The sequence below is a fragment of the Streptomyces sp. NPDC050433 genome, from assembly GCF_044458565.1.
Taxonomy (GTDB): domain Bacteria; phylum Actinomycetota; class Actinomycetes; order Streptomycetales; family Streptomycetaceae; genus Streptomyces.
Map to the genome: position 1 here is coordinate 62,566 of NZ_JBITIB010000033.1, position 23,828 is coordinate 86,393.

At 71.8% G+C, this 23,828-nt stretch carries 23 protein-coding genes; 6 read left to right on the plus strand and 17 right to left on the minus strand.

Annotated elements, in window-relative coordinates:
- Positions 1-81: 81 nt before the first annotated feature.
- From ACIBLA_RS31475 to ACIBLA_RS31490, 4 genes are all read right to left on the minus strand, one after another.
- Positions 82-1,110: a 6-phosphofructokinase gene (locus ACIBLA_RS31475; protein WP_363244976.1), complete on the minus strand. Its 1,029-nt coding sequence runs from the start codon at positions 1,108-1,110 to the stop codon at positions 82-84.
- A gap of 156 nt (positions 1,111-1,266) precedes the next feature.
- Complete coding sequence (locus tag ACIBLA_RS31480) at positions 1,267-1,980, minus strand: response regulator (RefSeq protein WP_399200576.1); 714 nt, start codon at positions 1,978-1,980, stop codon at positions 1,267-1,269.
- Positions 1,977-3,221 (minus strand): MacS family sensor histidine kinase, encoded by a 1,245-nt coding sequence (gene macS / locus ACIBLA_RS31485; RefSeq protein WP_399200577.1) that lies wholly within the window; start codon positions 3,219-3,221, stop codon positions 1,977-1,979. Before macS ends, ACIBLA_RS31480 begins: the two co-directional genes overlap by 4 nt.
- Positions 3,222-3,286: 65 nt before the next feature.
- Positions 3,287-4,003 carry a lysophospholipid acyltransferase family protein gene (locus ACIBLA_RS31490; RefSeq protein ID WP_363244978.1) on the minus strand — a complete coding sequence of 239 codons (717 nt, stop codon included), beginning with the start codon at positions 4,001-4,003 and terminating at the stop codon, positions 3,287-3,289.
- A gap of 145 nt (positions 4,004-4,148) precedes the next feature.
- Between ACIBLA_RS31490 and ACIBLA_RS31495 the strand changes: the two genes are divergently transcribed.
- Together ACIBLA_RS31495 and ACIBLA_RS31500 are read left to right on the plus strand one after the other, a co-directional pair.
- Entirely contained in the window at positions 4,149-4,928 is a 780-nt protein-coding gene (locus tag ACIBLA_RS31495; RefSeq protein ID WP_363244979.1) for an alpha/beta fold hydrolase, read from the plus strand.
- Positions 4,840-5,613, plus strand: a complete 774-nt coding sequence (locus ACIBLA_RS31500; RefSeq protein ID WP_399200578.1) for a hypothetical protein — start codon at positions 4,840-4,842, stop codon at positions 5,611-5,613. Before ACIBLA_RS31495 ends, ACIBLA_RS31500 begins: the two co-directional genes overlap by 89 nt.
- Before the next feature lie 19 nt (positions 5,614-5,632).
- Here ACIBLA_RS31500 and ACIBLA_RS31505 read toward each other — a convergent pair whose 3' ends face one another.
- The 6 genes from ACIBLA_RS31505 to ACIBLA_RS31530 all read right to left on the minus strand — a co-directional run bounded on the left by ACIBLA_RS31505 (position 5,633) and on the right by ACIBLA_RS31530 (position 10,737).
- A complete protein-coding gene (locus ACIBLA_RS31505; protein ID WP_363244980.1) occupies positions 5,633-6,388 on the minus strand; it encodes an endonuclease/exonuclease/phosphatase family protein in 756 nt (251 codons plus the stop codon).
- A 117-nt stretch (positions 6,389-6,505) separates the two neighbouring features.
- Positions 6,506-7,447, minus strand: a complete 942-nt coding sequence (locus ACIBLA_RS31510; protein ID WP_363244981.1) for an ROK family glucokinase — start codon at positions 7,445-7,447, stop codon at positions 6,506-6,508.
- 66 nt (positions 7,448-7,513) lie between these two features.
- Positions 7,514-7,990 carry a DUF5304 domain-containing protein gene (locus ACIBLA_RS31515; RefSeq protein ID WP_363244982.1) on the minus strand — a complete coding sequence of 159 codons (477 nt, stop codon included), beginning with the start codon at positions 7,988-7,990 and terminating at the stop codon, positions 7,514-7,516.
- Between the two features lie 88 nt (positions 7,991-8,078).
- On the minus strand, positions 8,079-9,293 hold the full coding sequence (locus tag ACIBLA_RS31520; protein WP_363244983.1) for an ArsA-related P-loop ATPase: 1,215 nt from the start codon (positions 9,291-9,293) through the stop codon (positions 8,079-8,081).
- On the minus strand, positions 9,293-9,778 hold the full coding sequence (locus ACIBLA_RS31525) for an SRPBCC family protein (RefSeq protein WP_399200579.1): 486 nt from the start codon (positions 9,776-9,778) through the stop codon (positions 9,293-9,295). Before ACIBLA_RS31525 ends, ACIBLA_RS31520 begins: the two co-directional genes overlap by 1 nt.
- A gap of 101 nt (positions 9,779-9,879) precedes the next feature.
- Positions 9,880-10,737, minus strand: coding sequence for a metallophosphoesterase (locus ACIBLA_RS31530; RefSeq protein WP_399200580.1), 858 nt, complete (start codon positions 10,735-10,737; stop codon positions 9,880-9,882).
- 232 nt (positions 10,738-10,969) lie between these two features.
- Between ACIBLA_RS31530 and ACIBLA_RS31535 the strand changes: the two genes are divergently transcribed.
- The gene (locus tag ACIBLA_RS31535) at positions 10,970-12,796 is read left to right on the plus strand and encodes an AMP-dependent synthetase/ligase (protein WP_363244986.1); all 1,827 of its coding nucleotides are present in this window, start codon (positions 10,970-10,972) and stop codon (positions 12,794-12,796) included.
- A gap of 138 nt (positions 12,797-12,934) precedes the next feature.
- On the opposite strand, the gene ACIBLA_RS31540 is transcribed toward ACIBLA_RS31535, so the two are convergent.
- The gene (locus ACIBLA_RS31540) at positions 12,935-14,089 is read right to left on the minus strand and encodes a glycosyltransferase family 4 protein (RefSeq protein WP_363244988.1); all 1,155 of its coding nucleotides are present in this window, start codon (positions 14,087-14,089) and stop codon (positions 12,935-12,937) included.
- Between the two features lie 125 nt (positions 14,090-14,214).
- Here ACIBLA_RS31540 and ACIBLA_RS31545 point away from each other — a divergent pair, with 125 nt between their 5' ends.
- Positions 14,215-15,537, plus strand: coding sequence for a glycosyltransferase 87 family protein (locus tag ACIBLA_RS31545; RefSeq protein WP_399200583.1), 1,323 nt, complete (start codon positions 14,215-14,217; stop codon positions 15,535-15,537).
- A gap of 66 nt (positions 15,538-15,603) precedes the next feature.
- Here ACIBLA_RS31545 and ACIBLA_RS31550 read toward each other — a convergent pair whose 3' ends face one another.
- The 5 genes from ACIBLA_RS31550 to ACIBLA_RS31570 form a co-directional block, all read right to left on the minus strand.
- Positions 15,604-16,872, minus strand: coding sequence for a hypothetical protein (locus ACIBLA_RS31550; RefSeq protein WP_399200584.1), 1,269 nt, complete (start codon positions 16,870-16,872; stop codon positions 15,604-15,606).
- Between the two features lie 107 nt (positions 16,873-16,979).
- On the minus strand, positions 16,980-18,008 hold the full coding sequence (locus ACIBLA_RS31555; protein WP_363244990.1) for an NlpC/P60 family protein: 1,029 nt from the start codon (positions 18,006-18,008) through the stop codon (positions 16,980-16,982).
- A 245-nt stretch (positions 18,009-18,253) separates the two neighbouring features.
- Positions 18,254-19,279 (minus strand): NlpC/P60 family protein, encoded by a 1,026-nt coding sequence (locus tag ACIBLA_RS31560; protein WP_399200586.1) that lies wholly within the window; start codon positions 19,277-19,279, stop codon positions 18,254-18,256.
- Between the two features lie 338 nt (positions 19,280-19,617).
- Positions 19,618-20,979: an NYN domain-containing protein gene (locus tag ACIBLA_RS31565; RefSeq protein WP_363244992.1), complete on the minus strand. Its 1,362-nt coding sequence runs from the start codon at positions 20,977-20,979 to the stop codon at positions 19,618-19,620.
- A gap of 36 nt (positions 20,980-21,015) precedes the next feature.
- Positions 21,016-21,258: a hypothetical protein gene (locus tag ACIBLA_RS31570; protein ID WP_078077743.1), complete on the minus strand. Its 243-nt coding sequence runs from the start codon at positions 21,256-21,258 to the stop codon at positions 21,016-21,018.
- A gap of 143 nt (positions 21,259-21,401) precedes the next feature.
- On the opposite strand from ACIBLA_RS31570, the gene ACIBLA_RS31575 reads away from it, so the two are divergent.
- A complete protein-coding gene (locus ACIBLA_RS31575) occupies positions 21,402-22,112 on the plus strand; it encodes a rhomboid family intramembrane serine protease (RefSeq protein ID WP_363244994.1) in 711 nt (236 codons plus the stop codon).
- A complete protein-coding gene (locus ACIBLA_RS31580) occupies positions 22,109-22,390 on the plus strand; it encodes an Lrp/AsnC ligand binding domain-containing protein (protein WP_363244995.1) in 282 nt (93 codons plus the stop codon). The genes ACIBLA_RS31575 and ACIBLA_RS31580 overlap by 4 nt, the downstream gene beginning before the upstream one ends.
- A 42-nt stretch (positions 22,391-22,432) precedes the next feature.
- On the opposite strand, the gene ACIBLA_RS31585 is transcribed toward ACIBLA_RS31580, so the two are convergent.
- Positions 22,433-23,800, minus strand: a complete 1,368-nt coding sequence (locus ACIBLA_RS31585; RefSeq protein ID WP_399200587.1) for an aminotransferase class V-fold PLP-dependent enzyme — start codon at positions 23,798-23,800, stop codon at positions 22,433-22,435.
- Positions 23,801-23,828 lie beyond the last annotated feature (28 nt).

Below are 23,828 nucleotides of genomic sequence, written 5' to 3' on the forward strand. Positions count from 1 at the left end.
TCGCGACACGCCCTGCGCCGCCCGCCCCAGAGCCCCGCCCCGCTCACGGCTGCCCGGGGCGCGCCCCGCCGCGACGGACGGTCAGCCGAAGAAGACGCCGACCTCTTTATAAAGCTCCGGCTGGACCGTCTTGAGTTCCGCTATCGCCTGCGAGATCGGGACGCGCACGATGTCCGTGCCGCGCAGGGCCACCATCTTGCCGAAATCGCCGTCCCTCACGGCGTCGATCGCGTGCAGCCCGAATCGCGTGGCCAGCCAGCGGTCGAAGGCGCTCGGTGTGCCGCCGCGCTGGACATGGCCGAGGACCGTCGTCCGCGCCTCCTTCCCCGTGCGCTTCTCGATCTCCTTCGCAAGCCATTCGCCGACGCCCGACAGCCGGACATGGCCGAAGGAGTCCAGCGTCCCGTCCTTGAGAATCACCTCGCCGTCCTTGGGCATCGCTCCCTCGGCGATGACGACGATCGGCGCGTACGAGGCCTTGAAACGCGACGTCACCCAGGCGCAGACCTGGTCGATGTCGAAGCGCTGCTCCGGGATGAGGATGACGTTCGCGCCGCCCGCGAGACCCGAGTGCAGGGCGATCCAGCCCGCGTGGCGCCCCATCACCTCGCAGACGAGGACGCGCATGTGCGACTCGGCGGTGGTGTGGAGGCGGTCGATCGCCTCCGTCGCGATGCCGACCGCCGTGTCGAATCCGAAGGTGTAGTCCGTCGCGGAAAGGTCGTTGTCAATGGTCTTGGGCACGCCCACACAGGGCACGCCGTGCTCGTCGGAGAGCTGGGCCGCCACGCCCAGAGTGTCCTCGCCGCCGATGACTATGAGCGCGTCGACCTCGCTGCTCGCGAGGTTCTCCTTGATCCGGCGGATCCCGTCGGCCGCCTTGAGCGGATTGGTGCGCGAGGATCCGAGGATGGTGCCGCCGCGGGGCAGGATGCCCCGCACGGTGGGGATGTCGAGCGGTACGGTGTCGCCTTCCAGCGGCCCGCGCCAGCCGTCCCGGAAGCCGGTGAACTCGTACCCGTACTCCTGGACGCCTTTGCGCACGATGCCTCGAATGACCGCATTGAGCCCTGGGCAGTCGCCGCCCCCGGTCAATACTCCGACCCGCATGGAAACACTTCCCTTCGCCGTCGGTGACGCACCTGAGCCACGCCTGAGTGACACAGGTCACCCCGGCATGGTGCGCAGGATCATTTCCGTTGCACCAGAGGGCGGCGGGAGGTGGTTGTCGAAGGGCCGCGCGGCGCCGGCGCGGCGGCGGCCGGGTCACACGTCGTCGAGGCCGCGCTCGATCGCGTACCGCACCAGTTCAACGCGGTTGTGGAGCTGGAGCTTGCCGAGGGTGTTCTGTACGTGGTTCTGCACCGTGCGGTGCGAGATGACCAGACGCTCGGCGATCTGCTTGTACGAGAGCCCCTTCGCGACCAGCCGCAGCACCTCGGTCTCCCGCTCGGTCAGCTGCGGCGCCTTCGGCTCGTCGGACGCCGCGGGGGCGGGCTCGGAGGCGAGCCTGCGGTATTCGCCGAGGACCAGGCCCGCGAGTCCGGGTGTGAAGACCGGGTCGCCGACGGCGGTACGCCGTACGGCGTCGGTCAGTTCGGCCGTACTGGCCGACTTCAGCAGATAGCCCGTGGCACCGGACTTCACCGCTTCGAGTACGTCGGCGTGCTCGCCGCTCGCCGAGAGGACCAGGACCCGCAGGCCGGGCTGGGAGCCGACGAGTTCCTTGCAGACCTGGACGCCGGGCATGCCGGGCAGATTGAGGTCGAGAACGATCACGTCGGGGGTGGTGGCCGTCGCGCGGCGCACCGCCTGGGGGCCGTCTCCGGCCGTCGCCACGACGTCGAAGCCAGCCTCGGTCAGGTCGCGGGCGACGGCGTCGCGCCACATGGGGTGGTCGTCCACGACCATCACACGCGTCGCGCCGCCCGCCCCCTCGGCGTCGCTGTCCCGCCGTTTCGTGTCCGTCTGCTCGCTCATCTCTCCGCCTTCCCCCGTGGAACCTTCAACTCGACTTCCGTGCCCTGGCCGGGAACCGAGATCAGCTCGGCCGTCCCGCCCAACTCCCGCAGCCGCCCCCGGATCGACAGCGTGACACCGAGGCGCCCCTCCCCCTCGGCCTGCGCGAGCCGGCCCTCCGGGATGCCGGGGCCGTCGTCCCTGACCGTCACGATCACCTCGTCCGGCGAGTCCTCGACCAGGATCCAGGACCGCGCGCCGTCACCGGCGTGCTTGCGGACATTGTCCAGGGCGGCGTTCACCGCCGAGGTCAGCTCCCTGGCAGCCGCGGGCCGCAGCAGGACGGGGGCGCCCGGCTCGGCGAGCGTCACGGCGGAGCCGGAGAGCGGCGCCAGCAGCGTACGCAGATCCCACAACTCGGCCCCGTCGGCGGCGTTCTCGGCCCCGCCGCCGCCCGGCCCGCCCGCGGGCTCGGTGTCGTCGACCGTACGCACGACCGCCCCCAGCGTGACGTCCTCGGAGACGCGCGTGGTCGGCACGAGACCGCTGGAGACCAGCGTCCGCAGGGCGATCTCCTGCTCCCCGGCCATCCGGCCCAGCTCCGCGGCCTCGCCGCCGAGGGCCGTACCGCGCCGCTGCACCATCGCGAGGACCTGGAGCACGCTGTCGTGGATGTCGCGCGCCAGCCGCTCGCGTTCGCGGGTCGCCGCCTCGATCTCCAGGGCGCGCGCCAGGGTGCGTTCGGAAGCGCGGGCGACCTCCACGATGTAGCCGATCGCGATGGAGGCCACCCACACCAGCAGCACGTTGTGCAGGGTGTCCCGGCTGGGGGTGCCGCGCCCGACCAGATTGGCGACGGCGACCAGCGAGGAGGCGAAGGCCGCCCAGCGCCAGCCGCCCTTGACGGCGAAGGCGAGGACGGCGCCGGCCGTCCATATGGTCGGCAGGGTCGGGCCGTCCACGTACCGCGCCTGCACGTCGACCACCGGGGTGAGCAGGACGCCGACGAGAGCGATGGTGAGGTCGACGCCGAGGAAGCGCTTGGTGCAGCTGACGGCGTTGGCCACCTTGGGCAGCGTCACGACCGTCCAGACGACGAGGAGGGCGAGGTACGCGGCGGCGAGCCAGGGACGCTCGAACTTGTCGCGCCCGAAGGCCGCGATCAGGGTGGCATAGACCATGGTGAGCAGGCGGTACGCGGTGAGCGCCCGCCACAGGGGCTGCTCGACCGACATGCGTACGACCCGTTCACGTCCGGCCATGTGTCCCCCGTCCCCGATTCATCGATGCGTTGCCGCTGCTGTCCTCAGTCGCCGGACGGGCTGGATCAGCCCGCGTTCCCGGTCTTCCCCGCCTTCGCCTCGTCGGCGATCTTGCGCTTGGCCGCCGTCGCGTAGATGTCGACGTACTCCTGGCCGGAGAGCTTCATGATCTCGTACATGACCTCGTCGGTCAGTGAACGCAGGATGAAGCGGTCGCCCTCCATGCCTTGATACCGGCTGAAGTCCAGCGGCTTGCCGATCCTGATCCCCGGCCGCATCAGCTTGGGCATCACTGTGCCCGGCGGCTGGATCTTCTCCGTGTCGATCATGGCGACCGGGATCACGGGCGCGCCGGTGGCGAGCGCCACGCGCGCGAGGCCACCGGGCTTGCCCCGGTAGAGCCTGCCGTCGGGCGACCGGGTGCCCTCGGGGTAGATGCCGAAGAGTTCACCGCGCTCCAGTACCGCTATGCCGCTCTTGATGGCCGCCTCGCCCGCCCCCCGCGCGCCGGAGCGGTCGACCGGGAGCTGGCCGACGCCCTTGAAGAACGCGGCCGTGAGCCGCCCTTTCACACCCGGCGACGTGAAGTACTCCGCCTTGGCGATGAAGGTGACCTTCCGGGTCAGGACCGCGGGGAGGAAGAACGAGTCCGAGAACGAGAGATGGTTGCTCGCGAGGATCGCCGGCCCCTCGTCGGGAATGTTCTCGATGCCCTCCACCCACGGCCGGAACGCAAGCTTCAGCGAGCCTCCGATGGAGAACTTCATCGCGCCGTAGATCAACTCGGGTGCCTCCTGTGTGCTGTCGACCGACCTTAACCCGCGGGGCGTGCGCCGGTTCCGTCCTGGGGCGCCGACGGCTCTGGTCGGTGTCGGTCCGGTCGCGTACGGTGAAGTACCACTTCGAGACTCACGAACAGGAGACCCTGTGCCGGTCCTTCCTGGAGCCGAGCCGTACCGCCACGAGGGCGGAGATGTCGGCGTCCTCCTCTGCCACGGATTCACCGGTTCCCCGCAGTCGCTGCGCCCCTGGGCCGAATATCTGGCCGCCCGCGGCCTCACGGTGTCGCTGCCGCTCCTGCCGGGGCACGGCACGCGCTGGGAGGACATGCAGATCACCGGCTGGCAGGACTGGTACGCGGAGGTGGACCGGGCGCTGCGGGAGCTGGGCGAGCGGTGCGAGCGGGTCTTCGTCTTCGGTCTCTCCATGGGCGGGACGCTGGCGCTGCGGCTCGCCGCCAAGCACGGGCACGCGGTCAGCGGCGTCGCCGTCGTCAACCCGGCGAACAAGGTGCACGGCCTTTCGGCGTACGCCCTGCCGCTCGCCCGGCACCTCGTCCGGACGACGAAGGGCCTGCGCAGCGACATCGCGCTGCCGCGCAGCGAGGAGGTCGGTTACGACCGGGTCCCGCTGCACGCCGCGCACTCGCTGCGGAATTTCTTCCGGCTGGTGGACGGGGAGCTGCCTCAGGTCACCCAGCCGCTGCTGCTGATGCGCAGCCCCCGTGACCATGTCGTGCCCCCGGCCGACTCGGCACGGATCCTCGGCCGGGTCTCGTCGACCGACATCCGGGAGGTCATCCTGGAACACAGCTACCACGTGGCGACGTTGGACAACGATGCGGAGCTCATTTTCGAGGAGAGTCACACGTTCGTCGACCGACTCGCTCCGAGCGTCGGGAAGAAGGGGAGCACAACCGGTGGCTGAGCATGACGCGGACCGCGAGCCGCAGCCGATCGACGAGGACGCCGCGTGGGCGGCGATCGTCGCGGGTTACGGCGAGGAGCCGGCCGATCCGCCGGGTGCCAAGCCCTTCAAGTCGGTCGAGGACCTGGCGCTCCTGGAGAGCGACCGGAACAGCACCGAGCCCGCGCCGCCCAAGGACAAGGGGTCGGGGACCACAAAGGCGGACCTCGGGCCGGTGAACGGACCGGAGGCCGGGTCGGCGGCCGGGCCGGACGCCGACCGGGACCCCGCCGCCACGGACCCCGGCACGGACGCGACGCCGGACGCCAAGCCCGACAAGCCGTCGCTCGGCGGCTCGCTGGGCAGCTCGGTCGTCTTCGCGCCCGGCGTCGGCGGCGGGGGCCCGCGCGACTACTCGGTGGCGGAGCCGAAGGACGACGACCTCGACGACACCGACGAGGGCCATTTCGTACCACCCGAGCCGCCACCGCTGCCGGAGGCCGACGTCACGGCCAAGTTCGCCTGGCTCGCGGTGATCGGCGGCCCGGTGCTCATGCTCCTCGCCGTACTGTTGCAGTGGGAGATGACCTGGTGGCTGACGACCGTCTGTATCGGCGGTTTCCTGGGCGGTTTCGTCACGCTGGTGGCACGGATGCAGCATGACGACGACGAGGAGGACGATCCGGGCCGCGGCGCGGTGGTCTGACGCGCCGGACCGTGGGGGATCAGGACGACGTCGACGCGGGCACGCGCAGGGCGGCCAGCACCGGAAGGTGGTCGGTGGCCGCCCGCAGATCGCTCTCCACGATGCCCGGCAGCCCCAACGGCACTCCGCAGCCCAGGACTTCGACACCCTCGGTCGCGAAGACCGCGTCGATGCGCTGACGCGGATCGCTGGGCGTCGACGTGTACTCGCTCCCCCACGGCTTGACCGCCCAGCCGTCCTGAAGCTCCTTGGCGATCCGCCGGAACGAGCGCCCCTGCGGCCGGTCGTTGAGATCACCCGCCACGATCGCGTGCGGCACCTCCATCGCCCTCACCCGGTCGAGCACCATCCCCGCCTGGGCGAGGCGTTCGTCGGCCCGCAGGCTGAGATGACAGCTGAGCAGCCCGATGCGGGCACCACCGATCCGTACGACGGCCGTGGCGAAGCCGCGCCGGTGCAGTCCCGGTGTGAGCGGAAGCAGTACGTCCTCCGTACGCTCCACGGTGGCGCGCAGCGAGCACAGCAGCAGCGGGCCGGCGGCCGTTCCGCCGCCGCTGAGGACGACGAGATCGGTCCGGGCGGCCAGCCACGCGGCGCGCTTGCGCCAGCGGAAGAAGCGGGGCGCCTCCTGGACGAAGACCAGGTCGGGCTCACAGGCCCCGATCACCCGCGCCAGCGCGTCGCAATCGTCGCGCATGGAGCGGATGTTGTAGCTGAGTACGCGGATCACGGCCGAACCGTCGGGCTCGGTACGGGAGTCGGGCAGCGAAATCATGGAGACGGGTCCACCCTGTCCACTCACCGGAGTCGTCACCGGTCCACGATAGGCCAACGCCCGCCGCTCCCTCGGGGGGCGCGGCGGGCGTGATCGATCCGGATTCCGGCGACCGGATCAGCCCTGACGGGCCAGGTCCGCGGCGCCCACCAGCCCTGCCTTGCCGCCCAGTTGGGCGGCGAGGACCTGGGCGTGCGGACGCCATTCGCCACCGATCAGCCAGCGGCGGAAGGACTTTCGGATCGGTTCGAGGACCAACTCGCCCTCGTCCGACACACCCCCGCCGACGATGAACGCCGACGGGTCGAACAGCGACGCCAGGTCGGCCAGGCCCGCCCCGGCCCAACGGGCCAGCTCCCGGAAGGAGTCGACGGCCACCGGGTCGCCCTCACGGGCCGCGGCGCTGATGTGTTTGCCCTCGATGCCCTCGGGGGTGCCGTCGCCGAGACGCAGCAGGATCTCCGCGTTCTCGGGGGTGGCGTTGGCACGTTGCTTCGCGTACCTGACGAGGGCGCGCCCCGACGCGTACTGCTCCCAGCAGCCCTGACTGCCGCAGCCGCACAGCAACCCGTCGGGCACGACCCGGATATGGCCGAATTCCGCCGCCACACCGAAGCGTCCGCGGCGCAGTTTGTTGCCGATGATGATGCCGCCGCCGAGCCCGGTGCCGAGCGTGATGCAGATGACGTCGTCGTGGCCCTGTCCGGCCCCGAACTTGTACTCGCCCCAGGCCGCCGCGTTCGCGTCGTTCTCCACGACGACCTGCATCCCGACCCGCTGCTCGACCTTGTCCTTGAGCGGTTCGTGACGCCAGTCGATGTTCGGCGCGAACAGGACGGTGGCGCGCTTGTCGTCCACGTAGCCGGCGGCGCCGATGCCGACCGCCTCGATCTCGTGACCCTTGCCGGCGCCGGACACCGCCGCACAGATGGCGTCGATGATCCCTTCGGCGGTCGGCGGGGTGGGCACCTGGTGCGTATCGAGAATCGCGCCCTCTTCGTCGACGACGCCCGCCGCGATCTTCGTGCCGCCGATGTCGACGCCGATGGTGAGTCCCATGTGTCCCTCAGTTTTCGGTCGAGCCCCGCTGGGCCCAACCGTACCCGAGGGCGGGCACCCCGCTGGTCAGTCGAGGTCGATGTGGGTACCGGGGGTGGGACCCTCATCGCGGGGATCCGAAGGGTCGTTGGCCTTTTCGTCCGCCTTCTTCAGGCTGATGTCGGGGGCCTCGGACGTTCCTCGGGTCCAGCGGCGCTCGTCGCCCTCGACCGCGGAGCGGTAGGCGGCGAGCAGTTCGTTTCCGGCCGCCGCGAGGTGGTCGAAGATGTCGGGGTTACGGTCGATGACCGGCTCGACCGCGGACTTGGCCTGATTGATGAACTGCTGGACGGCGCCCTGTGCGGCCATGCCGAGCAGCGGACTCTGGAACGAGGACACCTTGTCGGCGACGGCGTCGACGAACCGGCGCAGCTCCTCGGAGGCCGAGCCGGGCGGTGTCCCGTGGACGGCGCGGCGACGGGCCTTCTCGGCGGCCAGGTCCTCGGCGCAGGCCGTGGCCCAGGCGTCCGGGTCGGCGGCGGGACGCTCGGTGGCATCGCTCATGGGTTACTCCCGCGTCGGGCAAGGCGCCTCGTCCGGGGCGGAGCCGAGGCTGTGTACCTTCGACGGTACCTGAACCCCGCTCGGACATTCAGGGAGTGCGCGGCCAGAGCCCCGGCTCCGGCGTGAATCGGACCTTCAGGACACCGTCCGTGAGCGCGGCGCCGGAGACCGTGCAGCGTCGCAGGGCGGCCGGGAGGGGCACGATGCGGTGGAACGGGCCGACGGTCAGGAGCAGTTCGTCGCCGCGGCGCACCAGGCCGACGTCCGCCTTGACAGCGCCGGGCAGTGGCAGGGCCCACACCAGCAGGCCGTCCTCCTCGCGCCGGTCCTCGACCCACCACGCCTCACGGGACGACTCGGGCTCCGCGCCCGTCCCGTCGGAGAGGTCCGGGCCCAGATCGGTGAGATCGTCCGGTCCACGCGGATCGCGGCCCAGGTGGCGCACCGCGCGCAGCGGCCACGCGGAGCCGTACTCCTCGCTCCACTCGTCCAGGCACTTCTGCTGCTGGGCGGCGAGGGTCGCCAGCCAGGCGTCGGACGAGTCCGTCGGCAGCACCTTGTTCGGTACGAGGGCGTCGACGCGCAGCCCGTACAGGCTGAGCCCGTTCCGGGCCACGCGCAGGGCGTCCCCGGCGGCCGGGCCGGGCTCGGCGACGAGCCGTACGGTCGTGGTACCGGCCTCGATCAGCGCCTGGACGGCGGCCAGTTCCTCGTCCCTGCGGGCGGCGGCGCCGTACAGCCAGCCCGCGGGCATCGGTACGCCGGCGAGCTGCGCCATCATCGGGCGCAGCGCACGCGCGGCCTGCCGCTCCGCGGGCAGGAGGCGGCGCAGGAGGCGGCGCAGCCGCTCGGGCAGGGCGAGCACGGACAGCGCGTCGCGCAGCGGCGGCAGGTCGACGACGAGCAGGTCCCAGTCACCGGCCGAGGCCCGGCGCAGCGCCTGGAGCAGGGCGAACTGTTCACTGCCGGGCAGCTCGGTCAGCTCTTCGCCGTCGAGGGGCCGGGCGCCGAGCATGTCGAGTGCGGTGGCGGCGCGGTCCTGGAGGGCGAGGAATTCGGTGCGGAAGTAGTCGGCGGGGTCGACGCGGGCGGCCCAGAGGCCGGGTGCCACCTCGGCCGGTTCGACGGCGACGGCGGCGGCCCCCGTACCGAGGGCGACACCGGGTCCCGCCGGGTCGGCGGAGAGCAGCAGCGTGCGGCTGCCGCGCCGGGCGGCGGCCAGGGCGGTCGCCGCCGCGACGGTGCTGCGGCCCGCGCCGCCGGGGCCGGTGACCAGGACCGTACGCGGCGTCTTGCCCGTCATCAGGCGGTGGGCGTCTCGGCCGCTCCGGCGGATCCGGCAGAGCCGGGGGCGCTCTCGACGCGCTTCTTCAGACCGGCCAGGGCGCGGTCGATGATGACCTTCTCGGCCTTGCGCTTGATCATGCCGAGCATCGGGATCTTGACGTCGACGGTCAGCCGGTAGGTGACCTCGGTGCGCGCGCCGCCGTCCGTCGGCGCGAGGTGGTACGAGCCGTCGAGCGCCCGCAGCATCTGGGACTTGACCAGCGTCCAGCTGACCTCGTCACCGCCGGTCCAGGTGTACTCGAGGGTGTGGTCGTCCTTGATCGCGCCGGCGTCCAGCACCAGCCTGACCTGCTCGGCACGGCCCTCGGCGTCGGTGGCGAGCACCTCGGCCTCCTTCACCTCGCCGGTCCACTCGGGATAGCGGGCGAAGTCGGCGATCACGCCCATCACGTCGGCGGGTGCCGCCTCGATCGTGATGCTCGACTTGGTGTGTTCCGCCATCGACGTGCTCCTTCAGATGGTGTCTCCCCGGTGGTGCGGGGCGACGGCCACGCATTCCCGGTACCGGCCGTGCAGCGTGCAGGCTATCGCGTGCGCGCCGGTCACCATTCCATGGCCCAGGGCTGTCCGGTGGACGCGAAGTGTCCGACGTTCACGCACTCCGTCGAGCCGACGCGCATCCGGCGGGCGAGCGGCTGGTGGACATGACCGAAGAGCGCGTACCTCGGTCTGGTACGGCGAATGGCGTCCAGCAGCGCACGGCTGCCGCGTTCGAAACGGCGGGCGACGGTGTCGTACGTCAACTCGGGGACCTCGGGCGGGATGTGGGTGCAGAGGACGTCGACCTCGCCGAGCCGCTCGACCTTCGCCGCGTACTCCTCGTCGGAGATCTCGTGCGGGGTGCGCATCGGGGTGCGCAGGCCACCGCCGACGAAGCCGAAGACGCGCCCGCCGATCTCGACCCGCTCGCCGTCGAGGACGGTCGTGCCCGGTCCGGCGTACTCGGGCCAGAGGGCGGGGATGTCGACGTTGCCGTAGGTGGCGTACGTCGGGGTGGGGAGGGCGGTGAACAGTTCGGCGTACTGGCGCCGTACCGCGGATTCGATGGCGGTGTCGCGATCTGTCTCAAGACCGGCCCAGAGGTCGCGGCCCAGGTCACGGGCCTCGTCGAAGCGGCGGGCGGTGCGCAGCTCGACGATGCGGTCGGCGTTCTCCTTGCCGAAGAGGTCGGGGAAGATGCCGCGTGAGTGGTCGGCGTAGTCGAGGAAGAGGACGAGGTCGCCGAGGCAGATCAGGGCGTCGGCGCCGTCGCCGGCGGTGGCGAGGTCGCGGGCGTTGCCGTGCACGTCGCTGACGACGTGGACGCGTGTCCGTGTGCGGCTTTTCCCGCTGCTCTCCGTCGCGTTCCCGCTGTTCCGGCCGTTTCCGCCGTTCTCCGTGTCGTTCCCGCCACCACGCATGCCGCTCACCCTAGATCGCCGCCCTCCTCCTGTGTAGAGGGGTCCGGACCTGCGGTTACTCACACGTCCGCACCGCTGTGGACTACTCTGCGCGAAGGACCGTCAGAAAACGTGTGACGCAGGGAACATCTGGCCGGGGCCCCTATCCGGAACCGTGTACCGGTGGGTAACGTCCGGGCAGTCCTGTCGTGCCTCACCCCCGAGAGCACCTGCCCGACGAGGAGCAGCAGTCTTGCCCGAGTTCAGCCTTCCGGCCCTGTACGAGGTCCCCTCGGACGGCAATCTGACGGATCTCATCGGCCGCAACGCCGCTCAGCATCCCGATGTCGCGGTCGTGAGCCGCAAGGTCGCCGGAGTGTGGACGGACGTCACGGCCGCCCAGTTCCTCGCCGAGGTACGGGCGGTGGCCAAGGGGCTGATCGCGTCCGGCATCCGTCCTGGTGAGCGGATCGCTCTGATGTCGCGGACCCGGTACGAGTGGGTGCTGCTCGACTTCGCGATCTGGAGCGCGGGCGCCGTCACCGTACCGGTGTACGAGACCAGCTCCACCGAGCAGGTGCAGTGGATCCTCGGCGACTCGGGCACCACCGCGATGATCGTGGAGACCGGCGCGCTCGCCGCCGAGGTGAGGTCCGTGTCGGAGGGGCTGCCGCAGCTGCGCCACATCTGGCAGATCGACGGGAGCGGCGACGGCGACACGGGCGACGGCAAGGGCTGCGTGGCGGAACTGACCGCCGCGGGCGCGGACATCACGGAGGCGGAGGTCGACGGGCGCAGCGCGACGGCGAAGGCCGACGATCCGGCGACGATCGTCTACACCTCGGGCACCACCGGCCGCCCCAAGGGCTGTGTGCTGACGCACCGCGCGTTCTTCGCGGAGTGCGGCAACGTAGTGGAGCGCCTGCGACCCCTGTTCCGTACGGGCGAGTGTTCGGTCCTGCTGTTCCTGCCCGCCGCGCATGTCTTCGGGCGGCTGGTCGAGGTGGCCTCGGTGATGGCGCCGATCAAACTCGGCTGCGTACCGGACATCAAGAATCTGACCGAGGAACTGGCCACGTTCCGGCCGACGTTGATCCTCGGTGTACCGCGCGTCTTCGAGAAGGTCTACAACTCGGCGCGTGCCAAGGCGCAGGCGGACGGCAAGGGGAAGATCTTCGACCGCGCGGCGCGGACGGCGATCGAGTACAGCCACGCGCTGGACAGCGAGCGGGGTCCGTCGCTCGGGCTCAAGGTCCGGCACAAGGTCTTCGACGTCCTCGTGTACAGCAAGCTGCGCGCGGTCCTCGGCGGCCGGGGCGAGTACGCGATCTCCGGCGGCGCCCCGCTGGGCGAACGGCTCGGGCACTTCTTCCGCGGCATCGGTTTCACGGTGCTGGAGGGGTACGGCCTGACGGAGACGTGCGCGGCGACGGCGTTCAACCCGTGGGACCGGCAGAAGATCGGTACGGTCGGGCAGCCGCTGCCGGGTTCGGTGGTCCGCATAGCGGACGACGGCGAGGTGCTGCTGCACGGCGAGCACCTGTTCACGGGCTACTGGAACAACGAGGCGGCGACGGCGGAGGCGCTGGCCGACGGCTGGTTCCACACCGGCGACATCGGCACCCTCGACGAGGACGGGTATCTCGCGATCACCGGCCGCAAGAAGGAGATCCTGGTGACGGCGGGCGGCAAGAACGTCGCGCCCGCCGTGCTGGAGGACCGCATCCGCGCGCACGCGCTGGTGGCGGAGTGCATGGTGGTCGGCGACGGGCGTCCGTTCGTGGGCGCGCTGGTGACGATCGACGAGGAGTTCCTGGCCCGCTGGGCGAAGGAGCACGGCAAGCCGCCGGGCTCGACGGCGGCGTCACTGCGCGCCGACCCGGACCTGCTGGCGGCGGTCCAGCAGGCGGTGGACGACGGCAACGCGGCGGTCTCGAAGGCGGAGTCGGTGCGCAAGTTCCGCGTCCTGGAAGCCCAGTTCACGGAGGAGGCGGGCCACATCACGCCGTCGCTGAAACTGAAGCGCGGCGTGGTGGCGAAGGACTTCGCGGACGAGATCGAGTCCCTGTACCGCTCCTGAGCGGGCGCGCGGGGGCTGGGGCCGGGCGGGGCCGACCGGGTCCGGACAAGACCTGCCGCCCGCCAGCAGGCCGGCAGACCCGGCTCGGAGCAGCGCGGGCAGGGGCGGACCCGTGCCCCGAGCCGGGAGGGGCTCCCGCTACAGCAGTGCGCGGAGGCGGTTCGCCAGGAGGTCCCAGCGCCAGCGGTCCTCGACCCACTCGCGGCCCCGCGCGCCCATCCGGTGGCGGAGGTCCGGGTCGTTCAGGAGTGTCACGATGCGGTCCGCCGATTCCTGTGCCGCGAGTGCTGCGGGGCCGCCACGCACCACCCAGCCCGTCTCGCCGTCCAGCACCGCGTCCGGCGCGCCGCCGGAGTCGCCCGCGACCACCGGGAGCCCCGTCGCGGAGGCCTCCAGATAGACGATGCCCAGGCCCTCCACGTCGAGGCCGCCGCGCCGGGTGCGGCAGGGCATCGCGAAGACGTCGCCCGCGCCGTAGTGGGCGGGCAGTTCGGACCAGGGCACGGGGCCGGTGAAGCGTACGGAGTCGGCGACACCGGTCTCGGCGGCCAGCTTTCGCAGCTCCTTGGCGTACGGTCCGCCGCCGACGATCAGCAGCACGGCGTCCGGGACCCGCGCCAGGATCGCCGGCATGGCGAGGATCAGCGTGTCCTGCCCCTTGCGCGGCACCAGCCGGGAGACGCAGACGACGACGGGCCGCTCCGCGAGCCCGAGCCGCTCGCGGACCGCGTCACCGCCCGACTCGGGGTGGAACGTCTTCTCGTCGACGCCGGGCGGCAGTTGGACCATGCGGCCGGCGGCGTCGGGCGTGAGGGCGGCGGCGATGCGCGAGCGCGTGTACTCGCCGAGGTAGGTGATCGTGTCCGTACCCTCGCCGATACGGCGCAGCAGTTGCCGGGACGCGGGCAGCTGCGCCCAGCCCGCCTCGTGGCCGTGCGAGGTGGCGACGATCCGCCGGGCGCCGGCCCGGCGCAGCGCCGGGCCCATCAGCCCGAGCGGGGCCGCGGCGCCGAACCACACGGACTCGCAGCCGTGTTCCCGCAGCAGTCCCACCGCCCGCCGGGTCACTCGCGGCGTCGGCAGCAGCATCGTCGTACGGTCGCGCACGACCGTGAAGGGCTGCTCGGCGTCGAAGGCCGCCGTCGCCTCCGCGCCCTCGGCGCCGCGCTTCCAGGTGGAGGCGTAGACGACGATCCGGTCGGGGTCCAGCCGCAGCGCCATGTTGTGCAGGAACGCCTGGATGCCGCCGGGCCGGGGCGGGAAGTCGTTGGTCACGATCAAGGTCTTGTGCATCGCCGCCGACAGTACCGAACGGCCCTGCCTCACCGTTCCCACGCCCGTCCCCCCGCATGATGGCTCCCGCCAGCACATTTGTACATTTCAGTCAAAACGGGCAGGTAGTCATGACGGTCGAGGACATGGCACACGTCGGAGCGACCGCGCGGGTCGCCGAGGTCGAGAGGAGCCGCGTGCCCGGCGCCCTCGGTCCGATCTCGGTGTGGCTCCTCACCAGGACCGTCCTGATGCTCTGCGTCCTCAGGATCATCGTCACGCCCGGCTCCGACGTCACGCCGGACGTCTCCGTCACCTACCGGGGCTGGTACGAGGTCCTGCGCTCCGGCACGTTCCCCGTGGGCGACGTCACCTGGCAGTACCCGCCCGGCGCCGCGTTCGCGATCCTCTCCCCCGCCCTGCTGCCCTTCCTCGGCTACGCCACCGCGTTCTTCACCCTGTGCCTGCTCTGCGACACGCTGGTCTTCGGCCTGCTGCTGCACACGGGGCGGCGACCGGGGCACTCGACGCGCGGTGTGTGGGTGTGGGTGACGGGGGTCGCGGTGCTCGGGCCCACCGTGTACGCGCGTTACGACCTGATGGTCACCGCCGTGGCCGTCTGTGCCCTCCTCGCGGGCACCCGCAGGCCCCAACTGCTCGGCGCGCTCGCGGGGTTCGGCGCCCTGCTGAAGGTGTGGCCGGTGCTGCTGCTGATCGGTACGCCGCGCGGCCGGGCCACCCGGCTGTCCTGGTCCGCTGCTGCCGCGACGGCGCTCGCGCTGCTCGCCATGGTCTCCGCGGTGCTGCCCGGCGCGCTGGACTTCCTCACCGCGCAGCGCGACCGGGGCACCGAGGTCGAGTCGCTGGGCGCGCTGGTCTTCCATGTGGCCCGGCATCTGGGCTGGGACGGCGCCGTGATGTTCTCCTACGGCTCGGTGGAGTTCCGGGGGCCGTACGTCCCGCTCGTCAGCGCGCTCGCCCTCGTCCTCAGCCTGGCCTCCTTCGGCTGGCTGCTCGTCTGGCGGCTGAAGGCCTCGACGTTCGGCGCGAGCACCCTGTGCGACGCGGCGTTTGTCGCCGTCCTGCTGTTCACCGTCACCAGCCGGGTGATCAGCCCGCAGTACATGATCTGGCTGGTCGGCCTGGCCGCCGTCTGCCTGCTCCTGCGGTCGAGCCCGATGACACTGCCCGCGGTACTGGTGGTGGCCGCCTGCGCGGTCACGGTGCTCGAATTCCCTCTGTTCTTCTCGCACGTGACGGCCAGCGACTGGCAGGGCGTGACCCTGCTCGTCGTACGCAACGGGCTGCTCGTCGCCGCGGCGCTGACCGCGTGCGGCCGGCTGTGGCGCACGACGGTGCCCGGCCCGCGCCCGCGCCCGCGCGCACAGCGGCAGGAGGCGGCGGAGACGGCCGGGAGCGGGGACGCGGGCGCGGGCAAGGAGGAGGAGTACCGGCTGCTGGGCTCCTGACGGCCTGCGCAGGGGCCGTGCGGCGTTCGTACGGGGCCGTGCGAGGTCTCTGGCGCCCCCGTCCCCTCAGCGCAGCCGCTCGCGCACGTAGTCCCGCCACAGCGCGCCGAACTCGTCCGGCGTCACCGACAGCACCTCGTTCATCGCGTCCTCCACGGCCCCCTCGCGCCGCTCGTGCTCCCCCACCGCCCGGTAGAAGTCCGTCAGCTTCCGCTCGCCCCAGCGCTCCGCGATCAGCTCGCACGCCAGGCGCCCGCCCTCGTACGCGCGCGCCAGTTCGTCCGCCTCCGCGTCGAAGGCGAAGTCACCGTCCTCGGGGAGCGCGGCGGGCATCTCGCCCCGGCGCAGCGACCGTTCGAGTTCCGGCGCCGCCTGCCCGCCCGCGCGGTCGGCGTCCCGATAGGCGACCCAGTCGGAGAAGCCCTCCGACAGCCACATCGGGGTGGCCCCGGAGGTGTCCGCCCGCGTCGCCACGTGGGTGGTCTCGTGGGTGAGGATCACCCGGCGCCCGAAGTCGCCGAGGACGCCGTACGCGTCGGGGTTGACGATCACCCGGTCCGCCGGCGAGGAGCCCTCCCGCCGGGTCTCGGCGGTCGTGACGGCGGCGATGCCCCGGTAGCTCCCCACCGACGCCCCCAGCAGACCGGCCATCGACTCCACCGACTCGGGCACCAGCACCACGACCCGGCCCGACCAGCTGCCCGGCCACGCCTCGTCGACGGCGGGCACCGCCCGGTCGGCGGCGGCGGCGATCTCGCGCAGCCGGGCGTTGTCCTGACCGACGCCGAGGATCAGGCTGCGCCTGCCGTGGACGACGTCGACGGCACCCTGCTGCCAGAGCAGCTGCGCGTCGCCCTCGCCGGGCCGGTCGGCGCTCACGTACCAGTGCCCGTCCCGTTCGGTCAGCTCCAGCGTGCGCGCCGAGATGACGGGCGCCGTGTCGTAACCCGCCATCCTGTAGCGCAGCTCGGCCCGCGCCGTCGCGCGTGTGCCGGAGCGGTCGACGTCCCGCAGCGTGTACTCCCAGGACCGCACGGGCACGTCGGTGAGATTGCGGTACGTCCGCCGTTCGGCGGCCAGCAGTTCACCGGCCGCGGGGTCGACGGCGGCCAGATAGCCGCCCTCGTCGCGGTCGATCAGGGCGTCGGCCCGGCGGTCCAGGGTCCGCTGGATGGCGCCGGTGGCGGCGTCGGTCCCGGTGGGCGCGGAACAGCCCGAGGCGACCAGCAGACACCCGAGCAGCGCGACCGCCGCACGGCGGCGCACCCCGTGGCGGCGGGTCGTACGGATGCGACCCGCCGCAGGTCTCCGAGTCGTCCGTCCCTGACCTGTCACCCTGCCGATCGTACGGGGCGCCGCGAGAACGAATTCCGACGAGCGCGCGCGACGGGGCTCGGGCGCTCGGGACGGGCCGGGGCTGGGGACGTCCCGTCCGGCCCGGCTCAGACGCGGGTGACCGACGAGACCGGCATCATGCCGACCGGGTCGTAGCGGACCGAGGCGCCGGGGTACGGCGCGTGCACCACCTGGCCGTTGCCCATGTACATCCCGATGTGGCTGGCGTCGTCGCGGTAGGCGACCAGATCGCCGGGTCTCGCCTGGGAGAGCGGCACCTGCTGTCCCGCGTACCGCTGCGCCTGCGACGTACGCGGCAGGGAGACCCCGGCCTGCGCGTACGCCCACTGGGTCAGGCCCGAACAGTCGAACCCCGAGGGACCGTTGGCGCCCCACACGTAGGGCATGCCGACGACGCCGCGGGCCGCGCGGGCCGCCGCCGCGGCGCGCGCGGAGGCGGGCGCCTCCCCGTCGGCCGACAGCGGGCCGCCGTCACGTCCGGAGCGCGAGGCCCGGTCGGTGTCCCGCTCCTCGTCGGGCAGCGAGTTCAACAGCCGCCGCGCCGCGGCGAGCTTGCCCTCGACGGTGCGCTTGTGGCGGGCGACGGCGGCCCGGCTGCGCTCCAGTGCGGCGAGGTCCCTGGTGGCGTCGGCGCGCTGCCGCCCCAGCTTGCGCTGGGCCTGCCCGAGTTCGCGCAGGGCCACGGCCTGGCGGTCGCTCAGCCGGTCGAGCGCCTCGGCCCTGCCGAGATAGCTGTCCGGGTCGGAGGAGAGCAGCAGCGCGAGCGACGGGTCGAGCCCGCCGGAGCGGTACTGGGCACCGGCGATCGAACCGAGCGCACCCCGCATCCGGTTGACCCGCTCCTGGCCCCTGGCCACGCTGTCCTGCACCCGGTCCACCCGCGCGCGCAGCACACCGGCCCGCTCGTCCGCCTCGTTGAACCGCTCGGTGGCCTTCTCGGCCTCCTCGTACAGCCGGTCGACGGCCGACCGGGTCGCCTCGGTCATGTCGCGCGGGTCCGCGCCCGCCGGAGCGGTCCCGAGGGCAGCCGCTGCCGTGACGGCGGCGGCGGACAGGACCGTGACCCGCGTGGTCCGGCTGTGGCCGGGGTGTGAGGAACGACGATGGGACACCACAGGAAGCCGCACTTCCTTCCGCTGGACGCGACCGCGCAGCCCCTGCCGCCCGACGGGCGGAAACATGGCCGGGAGCTGCGGCGCAGCAGACAGTAACCGTGCGGACACAAAGTGACCAAAGGCCGCGCCGGGCACAGACAGTGATGCCCCGCCGGAGACCACAGGTCACCGGCGGGGCGTGCGTCAGCGGGAGTAACCGGAGTTCGCCCGAACGGGCGGTCGCGGTCGTGTCAGGTGCGGTCGTGTCAGACCCGGACGCCGAACTGGAAGCTGCCGGCCCACTCCATGGATTCGTACCGCACCACGGTGCCCGGCTTCGGCGCGTGGATCACCTGGCCGTTGCCCACGTACAGCGCGACGTGGCTCAGCCCGCTGAAGAACACCAGGTCGCCGGGGGCGAGTTCGCCGCGGCCTATCTTCACGCCGTCGTTGACCTGGGTGTACGTGGTCCTGGTGAGGGTCACGCCCGCCTGGGCGTAGGCCCACTGCGTCAGCCCGGAGCAGTCGTAGGAGTTGGGGCCCTCGGCACCGGAGATGTACGGCTTGCCCAGCTGCGTCTTGGCGGCGGCCAGCGCGGCGGCGGCGCGGCCCGAAGAGGCCGTCTCGTTGCCGAGGTTGACGCGCTCGTTGCCACGGGCGGCGCGCTCCGCGTCCTCCTGCTGTATCTGCGCCCGCTCCTCGGCGGTCAGCGTGTTGAGGAGTTTGTTCGCGGCGTTGAGCTTGGTCTGGACGGCCTTCTTCTTCTTCGCCAGCTCCGTACGCGTGTCGGCGAGGTCCTTCAGCTTGAGGGTCGCCTCCTGCCGCTGCTGCGCGAGGATCCGCTGCTTGGCCTGGATCTTCTCCAGCGCGCTGACCTGCTTGCCGCCCATCTGGTCCAGCACGGAGGCCTTGTCCAGATAGTCGTCCGGGTCGGCGGAGAGGAACAGCTGGAGAGCCGGGTCGATCCCGCCGGAGCGGTACTGGGCACTGGCCATCGAACCGAGGCCGGTACGCAGCTCGTTGAGCTCCTCCTGGCCGCGCGCGACCTTGTCCTGGATCGCCTCGACCTGCTTTTCGAGCTTCTTTTCCTTCTCCTGCGCGCCGCTGTGCTTCTCCGTCGCGGCTTCGGCCTCGTGGTAGAGCTTGTCGACCTTCTCCTTGACGTCTTCCTTCGACGGCTTCGGAGCGGCCTGCGCCGCCTGGGACGTCAGGGCGACGGCCGCGGCTGCGGTCGCGGAGAGCACGGTCACGCGGGCGCGGCTCGGCTGCTTGGGACGACGGTGGGACGCCACGAAGGCGAGCTCCTTCTTCCTCAAACCGCCTACCGGGTACAGGGAGCGGATCCCCGGCTCCATGAGGCTCAGCTTTCCCGGCGAGGCCGGGAATCCGGTCCGACCGGACTGAACTACACGAATTCGGCGGTTCCTTCGCCGCCACCCCGGATGGGTGATCAACCGCGCGAAGGTTCGAGGCCTGACCCTAGTGACCTTCTCGTGATCAGTTCAAATCCTGAAGGGAAAAAATTTGGGCGTGGAGTGGTTTCTTCACATACATCGCACAGACAGTGACGAACAATTGACGCTGTGATGTGACATGAGGTGACCAAATGCCGCATTGGCCACAGGAGTTACTAGACGCGCGAAAGCCGCTTCAGCAGCAAGGCGGACGCGACGGGTCTCGCGCCGGCCCGCGCCACCCCGTCGGCGACCTCACGGTCGGTGGAGACGACCACCACCGGACGCCCCGGCGGCTCCGCACGGACCAGTTGACGGATCAACTCGTCAGCCGTCACACCCGGTTTAGAGAACAGCACCCGCACCCCGCGCGGCGGCGCGAGCAGCACGGGGGCGGCCAGTTCGGCGCCGTCGAAGACACATGTCATCTCGGCGCCGGACTGCGCCGCGAGCATCGCGAGCCCGCCGAGCAGCCGCAGCCGCTGCTTCTCCAACGGCATCGTGGGATAGCCGGTCTTGGTGACGTTGTAGCCGTCCACGACCAGATGCGCCTGCGGCAGCGCCAGCAACTGGTCCAGAAGCGCCGGGTCCATGTCGGACAGCGCACGGGCCGCGACGTCCTTGGGAGACATTCGGCCGGGCTCCACGGCGTCGACCAGATCGGCGGGGCGCGCGGCGACCGGCGGCAGCGCCAGCTCACGCCGCAGCCCCTGCGCCGACTCCAGCACGGTGTCCAGCAGCAGCCGCAGCCGCATGTCCTCCACCGAGCGCCCCTCGCGCGCGGCGCGGCGCCCGGCCTCCACCGCCGACTCCGCCTCCGCGAGCCGGGCCTTGAGCCGCCGCGACTCGCTCTCCGCGGCCGACAACTGGGCCGCGGCCTCCGCGCGGGCCGTCTCGGTCTCGGCAGCCGTACGGCGCAGGGCGGCCTCGCCGCGCTTCACATCACTCAGGGCGCTGCGCAGTTTGCGGTGCGTGGCCTCGGCCTCCCGGCGGGCGGCGTCCAGCTCCGTACGCAGCCGCTCCGTCTCGCTCCTGGTCGAGGCGCGGGCCTGCGCCAGCTCCTCGCGCAGCCGCTCCAGCTCGCGGCGGTTCTCCTCGTCGACGCGCTCGGCGTCGGCGCGCTGGACCTCCTCGCCCGCGGCGGCCACCAGCTTCACCCAGCCGACCGGGCGCAGGACATAGGCCGCCGCCGCCACGTCGACGGGGTCGGCGGCCGGGGGCGGTGACCCCGACTCGACGGCGGCGGACAGCTCGGGGTCCGCCTGGGCGAACCGCTCGCCGATCCGCTGCCGGAACACCGGGTCGCTCTCCAGGGCCGCCGCCATCGCGTTGCCCGCGAACCGGGCCCGCCGGGTCGGTGTGAAGCGCGCGTACTGTCGTAGCTGGGCGGGCAGTTCGTTGACGGTCAGACCGCCGAAGGCGTCCGAGACCAGCGCCACGACCCGGCGGCGCACTCCCTCGGGCAGCGGCCTGTCGAGCGCCTCGGCGTCGCCGCCGGCCGCCCCGGCCGGCTCAGCGCCACTTGCGGGCTGCTCCACGATCCGTCACCCCACTACGCCTTTCGGGCGACTCCCTCAGGAGCCGGCGCCCGGCCTGTCAACCAGTTCGATCTGATCCACCGCGTTGCACCAGCGGCAGCGGACGGACTCGATGGTCTCACTGACCACGTCGCGCTCCTCGACCTTCGACTCCCCGGCCAGGTCCAGATGGACGTACTCCACCACCTTGGACGAGCGCGTCACGTCGAACCGGGTGAGATTGCCGCACAGCGTGCAGCGCCACCGGGTGGCGTCGGTCGGCAGGGGAACCGTCGTCATCGTGCCGTCGCTTTCGTCGAGTCTCGTCGAGCCCTGATGTCCTGAAGTCGCACGCGCGCGCCGTAACCCTACGGCCTCCCGCCCACCCCGTGTCGCGGCGAGGCGGTCTGTACCTGTCTGTCCGCGTACGGGATGATCCGTGGATGATCAATTGGCGCGCGGCGGCCGGAGCGCCGGTGGTGACCTACGGTCTGATCGGTCTGTGCGCTCTGGCCTTCCTGACCGGTCCGCTCTCGGGGTTCAACCCCGCGTACGGAACGGGCGACACGCTGCTTTCCGCGCAGAGCGCGTACTTCGAACGCTGGGGGGTGATCCCCGACCAGCTGACGCGCGGCGACTCCCACGCTCTGCTCACCCCTCTCACCGCGCTGTTCATCCACGGCAGCTGGCTCCATCTGCTGGGCAACCTGCTCTTCCTCTATGTCTTCGGGGCGATGGCCGAGGAACGGATGGGGCGGGTGCGGTTCACCCTCTTCTATCTCGTCTGCGGCTATCTCGCCCTGCTCGCCTTCGCCGTGGCGAACGCGGACTCGGGCCAGACCCTGGTGGGGGCGTCGGGCGCGATCTCGGGTGTGCTCGGCGCCTTCCTCTGTCTCTTTCCCCGCGCGCGCGTCACCAGCCTTTTTCCGTTCCTTTTCTTCCTGCCACTGCGCTTCCCCGCCTGGATCGTCCTGATCTTCTGGTTCGTCCTGCAGTGGCTGGCGGCCCGCGACGCCGAGCCGGGCCCCGGCGTCGCGTATCTGGCGCATCTGGTGGGCTTCGCCCTCGGCTTCGTCGCCGCCTGGGGGCTGTTCCGGCGTACGGCTAGAGTGAAGCCCCGTTCAGCGGCCACCGAGGGAGAACGTCAACCGTGATCACCGCGATCGTGCTCATCAAGACCAGCGTCGACCGGATCCCCGAGATCGCCGAGTCGATCGCGGCGCTGGAGAACGTCAGCGAGGTCTTCTCCGTCACCGGCACCTACGACCTGATCGCCATGGTGCGGGTCGCCAAGCACGACGACCTGGCGGACGTCATCCCCGGCAGCATCAGCAAGATCCCCGGCGTCGAGGCGACGGACACGCACGTGGCGTTCCGTACGTACTCCCAGCACGACCTGGAAGCCGCCTTCGCGATCGGCCTCGACGCCTAGGGCCTGTCTTGTGGATCAGGCCCTAGGGTCTGTCGCCCGCTTTCAGCCGCGGTCCGGGACGCAACGGCCGTCCTCGGTGCGGTAGTTCCAGCGCGCCCCGTCCCGGACGAGTTCCTTGACCGCGCCGGTGAACCGCTCCACGTGCTCGTCCGGCGTGCCCGCGCCGAAGCTGACCCGGATCGCGTTGAGCGACTTCTCACCGGGACCGGCGTCGGGCGCGCCGCACTCCCCCGGATCCCCGGCGTCGCCGCCGAGGAGGGTCCGCACCAGCGGGTGGGCGCAGAAGAGTCCGTCCCGTACGCCGATGCCGTACTCCGCGGAGAGCGCGGCGGCGAAGTGCGAGCTGTTCCAGCCGTCCACGACGAAGGAGATGACGCCCACGCGGGGGGCGTCGTCGCCGAACAGCGACAGCACCCGCACCTCGGGCACCTCCGCCAGCCCCTCGCGCACCCGCGCCACCAGTTCCCGCTCCCGCTCGACGAGCCGGTCGAAGCCCGCGTCGGTGAGCGCCCGGCAGGCGGAGGCGATCGCGTACACCCCGATGACGTTCGGCGAACCGGCCTCGTGCCGGGCCTCGGTGGTGTGCCACTCGACGTCCACACCGCCGTCGCCCCGGCGCGCGACCTTGCGGCTGGCGCCACCACCGGCGAGATACGGCTCCGACTCCCGCAGCCAGTCGGCGCGACCCGCGAGCACACCGGAGCCGAACGGCGCGTAGAGCTTGTGCCCGGAGAAGGCCACCCAGTCCACGTCCAGCTCCGCGATGTCCACGGGGTGGTGCGGGGCGAGTTGCGCGGCGTCGAGCACGACGCGGGCGCCGTGGGCGTGCGCGGCGGCGGCCAGTTCGCGTACCGGCCACAGCTCGCCCGTGACGTTGGACGCGCCGGTCACGCACACCAGGGCGGGCCCCTTCGGGTCGCGTCCGGCGAGGGCGCGCTCCAGCGTGGCGACGGCCTCGGCGGGGGTGCGCGGCGCGTTCAGGTAGCTGACGCGGGCGTCGCGCCAGGGCAGCAGCGACGCGTGGTGCTCGGTCTCGAAGACGTAGACCTCGCAGCCGGGGGGCAGCGCGGCGGCCAGCAGGTTGAGCGAGTCGGTGGTGGACCGGGTGAAGACGACCTGGTCGTCCTCGCGACAGCCGAGGAATCCGGCGACGGTACGGCGGCTGTTCTCGAAGAGGTCGGTGGAGAGCTGCGAGAGATACCCGGCGCCGCGGTGGACGCTGCCGTAGTACGGGGCGTAGGCGGCGACGTCGTCCCAGACCCGCTGGAGGGCGGGGGCGCTGGCCGCGTAGTCCAGGGCGGCGTAGGTGACTTCGCCGCCGGTGACGAGGGGGACGGTGACATCGCGTCCGAGGACGGGCAGCGGCTGGTCGGTGGTGGTGTGCGTGAGGGCGTCGGTGGGTGCGGACATGGCGGTATCTCCCGGCAGGACGAGGCGG

Coding starts and splice junctions, on each gene's coding strand:
- ACIBLA_RS31570 (WP_078077743.1), bottom strand. CDS start 21,258: ATGACGACGGTTCCCCTGCCGACCGACGCCACCCGGTGGCGCTGCACG.
- ACIBLA_RS31510 (WP_363244981.1), bottom strand. CDS start 7,447: ATGGGACTCACCATCGGCGTCGACATCGGCGGCACGAAGATCGCGGCG.
- ACIBLA_RS31575 (WP_363244994.1), top strand. CDS start 21,402: ATGATCAATTGGCGCGCGGCGGCCGGAGCGCCGGTGGTGACCTACGGT.
- ACIBLA_RS31545 (WP_399200583.1), top strand. CDS start 14,215: ATGGCACACGTCGGAGCGACCGCGCGGGTCGCCGAGGTCGAGAGGAGC.
- ACIBLA_RS31530 (WP_399200580.1), bottom strand. CDS start 10,737: ATGCGTGGTGGCGGGAACGACACGGAGAACGGCGGAAACGGCCGGAAC.
- ACIBLA_RS31505 (WP_363244980.1), bottom strand. CDS start 6,388: ATGATTTCGCTGCCCGACTCCCGTACCGAGCCCGACGGTTCGGCCGTG.
- macS (WP_399200577.1), bottom strand. CDS start 3,221: ATGGCCGGACGTGAACGGGTCGTACGCATGTCGGTCGAGCAGCCCCTG.
- ACIBLA_RS31500 (WP_399200578.1), top strand. CDS start 4,840: ATGCGGAGCTCATTTTCGAGGAGAGTCACACGTTCGTCGACCGACTCG.
- ACIBLA_RS31475 (WP_363244976.1), bottom strand. CDS start 1,110: ATGCGGGTCGGAGTATTGACCGGGGGCGGCGACTGCCCAGGGCTCAAT.
- ACIBLA_RS31480 (WP_399200576.1), bottom strand. CDS start 1,980: ATGAGCGAGCAGACGGACACGAAACGGCGGGACAGCGACGCCGAGGGG.
- ACIBLA_RS31525 (WP_399200579.1), bottom strand. CDS start 9,778: ATGGCGGAACACACCAAGTCGAGCATCACGATCGAGGCGGCACCCGCC.
- ACIBLA_RS31585 (WP_399200587.1), bottom strand. CDS start 23,800: ATGTCCGCACCCACCGACGCCCTCACGCACACCACCACCGACCAGCCG.
- ACIBLA_RS31515 (WP_363244982.1), bottom strand. CDS start 7,990: ATGAGCGATGCCACCGAGCGTCCCGCCGCCGACCCGGACGCCTGGGCC.
- ACIBLA_RS31520 (WP_363244983.1), bottom strand. CDS start 9,293: ATGACGGGCAAGACGCCGCGTACGGTCCTGGTCACCGGCCCCGGCGGC.
- ACIBLA_RS31540 (WP_363244988.1), bottom strand. CDS start 14,089: ATGCACAAGACCTTGATCGTGACCAACGACTTCCCGCCCCGGCCCGGC.